At 63.7% G+C, this 4,477-nt stretch carries 3 protein-coding genes; all 3 read right to left on the bottom strand.

The features are described from left to right. On the bottom strand, nucleotides 1-2,855 hold a 2,855-nt coding region (gene gcvP, locus GOW04_RS21705; RefSeq protein WP_171233988.1), incomplete at its 3' end, for an aminomethyl-transferring glycine dehydrogenase. 144 nt (nucleotides 2,856-2,999) lie between these two features. Continuing rightward, a complete protein-coding gene (gene gcvH / locus GOW04_RS21700; RefSeq protein ID WP_171233987.1) occupies nucleotides 3,000-3,365 on the bottom strand; it encodes a glycine cleavage system protein GcvH in 366 nt (121 codons plus the stop codon). Between the two features lie 17 nt (nucleotides 3,366-3,382). Beyond that, nucleotides 3,383-4,477: a glycine cleavage system aminomethyltransferase GcvT gene (gcvT, locus tag GOW04_RS21695; protein WP_171233986.1), complete on the bottom strand. Its 1,095-nt coding sequence runs from the start codon at nucleotides 4,475-4,477 to the stop codon at nucleotides 3,383-3,385.

Below are 4,477 nucleotides of genomic sequence, written 5' to 3'. Positions count from 1 at the left end.
TATTCCGCGGCGTCTGCGTATGCGTCCATTGGGGGGCATGTGCAGACGAGGTTTCTGTCACCGTATGCGTTGTCGACGCGGTTGACGGGGGACCAGTATTTGTCGACGCCCATGGAACCCGGCGGGAAGCAGGCTTGTTCGCGGGTGTAGGGGCGGTCCCAGTCGCCGACCAGATCGCGCACCGTATGGGGGGCGTTTTTCAGCGGGTTGTTTTCCGCGTCGATCTTGCCATCGATGATGTCCTGTGCTTCCGCCCGGATCGACAGCATGGCATCGCAGAAACGATCCAGCTCGGCCATGGGCTCGGACTCGGTCGGCTCCACCATCAGGGTGCCAGCCACCGGCCAGCTCATCGTTGGCGCGTGGAAGCCTGAATCGATCAGGCGCTTGGCCACGTCATCGACGGTGACATGCGCCTCGGCGTCCAGCGGCCGGGTGTCGAGGATGCATTCATGCGCCACACGCCCCGTTTCCGAGGTGTAGAGGATCGGATAGGCATCCTTGAGCCGCGCCGCGATGTAGTTGGCGTTCAGGATCGCCACCTTGGTCGCCTGGGTCAGACCCGCGCCGCCCATCAGCAGCACATAGGCCCAGGACACGGGCAGGATCGAGGGCGAGCCGAAGGGCGCCGCCGAGACCGGACCCACGGCGGTGCCGTATTCCGGGTGCCCGGGCAGGTGCTCGGCCAGATGCGCCTTGACGCCGATCGGACCCATGCCGGGGCCGCCGCCGCCATGCGGGATGCAGAAGGTCTTGTGCAGGTTCAGGTGGCTGACATCGCCGCCGATATCGCCAGGGCGCGACAGCCCGACCATGGCGTTCATGTTGGCGCCGTCGATATAGACCTGGCCGCCGTGATCATGGGTGATCTGGCAGACCTCCTGCACGGTGGTCTCGAACACGCCATGGGTGGACGGGTAGGTGATCATGCAGGCAGCCAGATGATCCGAGTGCTTTTCCGCCTTGGCGCGGAAGTCGGCGACATCGATGTTGCCCTTGTCATCCGCCTGCACCGGCACGACCTGCCAGCCCACCATCTGCGCCGAGGCCGGGTTGGTGCCATGGGCCGAGGTCGGGATCAGGCAGACATTGCGGTGCCCTTCGCCGCGCGCAAAGTGATAGTTGCGGATGGTCAAGAGGCCCGCATATTCGCCCTGCGCGCCCGAGTTGGGCTGCTGGCTGATCGCGTCATAGCCGGTGATCTGGCACAGCTTGTCGTTCAGATCGGCGATCATCTCGTGATAGCCCTGCGCCTGATCCTGCGGAACAAACGGGTGCAGGTTGCTGAACTCGGGCCAGGTGACCGGGATCATCTCGATCGTGGCGTTCAGCTTCATGGTGCAGGACCCCAGCGGGATCATCGCCCGGTCCAGCGCCAGGTCACGGTCGGCCAGACGACGCATATAGCGGGTGATCTCGGCCTCGGCCCGGTTCTGATGGAAGATCGGGTGGGTCAGATAGGCGCTTTCACGCAGCGCATAATCCGGCAGGCGGTATTGCTTGTTCGAGCTGTCATCCTTGCGGTCGATGCCGAAGGCGCCCCAGACCGCCTCGATCGTCTCGGGGCGGGTCTGTTCGTCCAGGCTGATGCCGACGCGGGTGTCGCCGACCTTGCGCAGATTGACGCCGCGCGCCACGGCGGCCTCCATCACCGTCTTCTGCAGGTGGCCGACCTCGACCGTGATGGTGTCGAAGAACACTTCCGGTTCCACGGCAAAGCCAGCCTCTTCCAGACCGGCAGCCAGACGCGAGGTCTTGCGGTGCACCGATTGCGCGATCGCCTTGATGCCGTCGGGGCCGTGATAGACCGCATACATCGAGGCAATCACCGCCAGCAGCGCCTGCGCGGTGCAGACGTTCGAGTTCGCCTTCTCGCGGCGGATATGCTGCTCGCGGGTCTGCAACGACAGGCGGTAGGCCTTGTTGCCGCGGCTGTCGATGGACACACCGATGATCCGGCCCGGCATGGATCGCTTCAGCTTGTCGGTGGTGGCCATGTAGGCGGCGTGCGGGCCGCCATAGCCCATCGGCACGCCAAAGCGCTGGGTCGAGCCGATGGCAATGTCCGCGCCCATCTCGCCCGGTGACTTCAGCAGCGCCAGCGACAGGATGTCGGCGGCGACGATGGCGATGGCCTTGTGTTCATGCAGCGCCGCGATCTCGGCGGTGAAGTCGCGCACATGGCCATAGGTGCCCGGATACTGGAAGATCGCGCCAAAGACCGCGCCCGCGTCCAGCTGATCCGGGTCGGCGACCTGCACGTCGATGCCCAGAGGCTCGGCCCGGGTCTTGATCACCGCGATGGTCTGCGGGTGGCAGTTCTTGTCGACGAAGAAGGCCGCGTTGTTGGCCTTGGACCGGCCGCCGCGCTTGGCCATCGCCATCGCCTCGGCCGCCGCGGTCGCCTCGTCCAGCAGCGAGGCGTTGGCCACATCGAGCCCGGTCAGGTCGCTGACCATGGTCTGGAAGTTCAAGAGCGCCTCGAGCCGGCCCTGGCTGATCTCGGGCTGGTACGGCGTGTAGGCGGTGTACCAGGCCGGGTTTTCCAGGATGTTGCGCAGGATCGGCGCAGGCGTGGTGGTGCCGTAATAGCCCTGACCGATCAGCGAGGTCAGAACCTTGTTCTTCCCCGCCACCTGTTTCATGTGGAAAAGCGCATCGCGTTCCGTCATCGCCGGGCCCCAGTCCAGCGGCTGTTTCTGCCGGATCGCCGGTGGGACGGTGGCGTCGATCAGCTCGTCCAGCGTCTTGAAGCCGATCACCTTGAGCATGTCACGCATCTCGGTCGGGCTGGGACCAATATGGCGGCGGTTGGCAAAATCATAGGCTTCGTAGTCGGTCAGTTTGAAGGCCATTGCAGCGCTCCCATGGATAGGTCAGGGCCGGCGGAGACTGCGGGAGCCTCCGGCGGGGATATTTCTTGCCAGATGAAGGGCGGGGCCCAAATTCGGCGGCATCAATTGATTCGATGGAGCCCCATGCCGGGACTCCGTTCGGGTTTACCCGATGAAGGCCTTGTATCCGGCTTCGTCCATCAGATCCTCGAGCTGCGATGCGTCCGCAATCTTGATCTTGTAGATCCAGGCCTCGCCCTCGGGGTCTTCGTTCAGCGCGCCGGGATTGTCGGCCAGCGCCTCGTTCACCTCGACGATCTCACCATCGACCGGAGCATAGAGTTCCGAGGCCGCCTTGACGGATTCGATCACGCCGATCTCGCCGTCTTTCTCGAACTCGCCGCCCACTTCCTGCTGCTCGACGAAGACCACCTCACCCAGCTGTTCAGCCGCGTGTTTGGTGATGCCCAGCGTGGCGGTGTCGCCTTCGACGCTCAGCCATTCATGCTCTTCGGAATAATAGGTTGCCATGCTTCTCTCTCCTGACTTCAACGCTTGTAATTCTGTTTGACGAAGGGCAGCGCCACGATCTGCGCCGGTTGCGCCTTGCCCCGGATGATCAGGTTCACCTTCTCGCCCGGCGTGCCATGGCCCGCGGACACATAGCCCATCGCGATCGGGCCACCCACCGTCGGGCCAAAGCTGCCCGAGGTGATCTGACCGATGGTGTTGCCCTCAAGGCATTGCACTTCCACGCCCTGACGCGCCGGCGCGCGGCCGTCGGGCTTGATGCCCACCAGCTTGCGCGATGCGCCCTCGGCCAGTTCGCGCTGGATACGCTCCGCACCCGGAAACCCACCTTCTTCCTTGCGGCGCTTCTGGATCGCCCAAGCCAACGAGGCCTCAATCGGCGAGGTGCTCTGGTCGATGTCATTGCCATACAGGCACAGCCCCGCCTCAAGCCGCAGGCTGTCGCGCGCACCCAGACCAGCCGGTTCGCAATCCTCATGCGCCAGGAAAGCCCGTGTGATCTCGATCGCCTTGTCCTCGGGGATCGAGATCTCGTACCCGTCCTCGCCGGTATAGCCCAGCCGCGAGATGCGGCATTCGACGCCGTTGATATCGGCCACGGTGGTTTCCATGAACTTCAGATCGCGGGCGGCAGGGCAGAGTTCCCCCACCACGTTTTCCGCCGCAGGACCTTGGACCGCAACCAGCGCACGGTCGAAGATCTCGGTCACTTCGACGCCGCCAAGGTTCGCTTTCATATGCGGAATGTCCTGATGCCGCAGCGCCGCGTTCACCACCACAAAGTAATGATCCCCGGCATTCGACACGATCAGATCATCCATGATCCCGCCTTCGGCATTGGTGAAGAACCCGTACCGCGCCTTGCCTTCCTTCAGCGTCGCATAGGCCTGCGGGCACAAAGCTTCCAGCTTCTCACCCACATTCTCACCGCGCAGGATCACCTGACCCATGTGAGACACATCAAACAACGCCGCCTTCTCACGGCACTGCTTATGCTCTCCCATGATCCCCAAAGGATACTGAACAGGCATCTCCCAACCAGCAAAATCAACCATCTTGCCGCCAAGCTCGACGTGCAAAGAGTGGAGAGGCGTGCGCTTCGGTGTGGTCAT

It is taken from the genome of Ruegeria sp. HKCCA4812, assembly GCF_013034245.1.
GTDB lineage: Bacteria > Pseudomonadota > Alphaproteobacteria > Rhodobacterales > Rhodobacteraceae > Ruegeria.
The sequence above is the reverse complement of the archived record's forward strand: the minus strand, read 5'-3'. Positions and strand labels throughout refer to the sequence as shown.

Excerpts from the sequence above, each read along its gene's own strand:
- gcvH (WP_171233987.1), bottom strand. The coding sequence starts at position 3,365 with ATGGCAACCTATTATTCCGAAGAGCATGAATGGCTGAGCGTCGAAGGC.
- gcvT (WP_171233986.1), bottom strand. The coding sequence starts at position 4,477 with ATGACCACACCGAAGCGCACGCCTCTCCACTCTTTGCACGTCGAGCTT.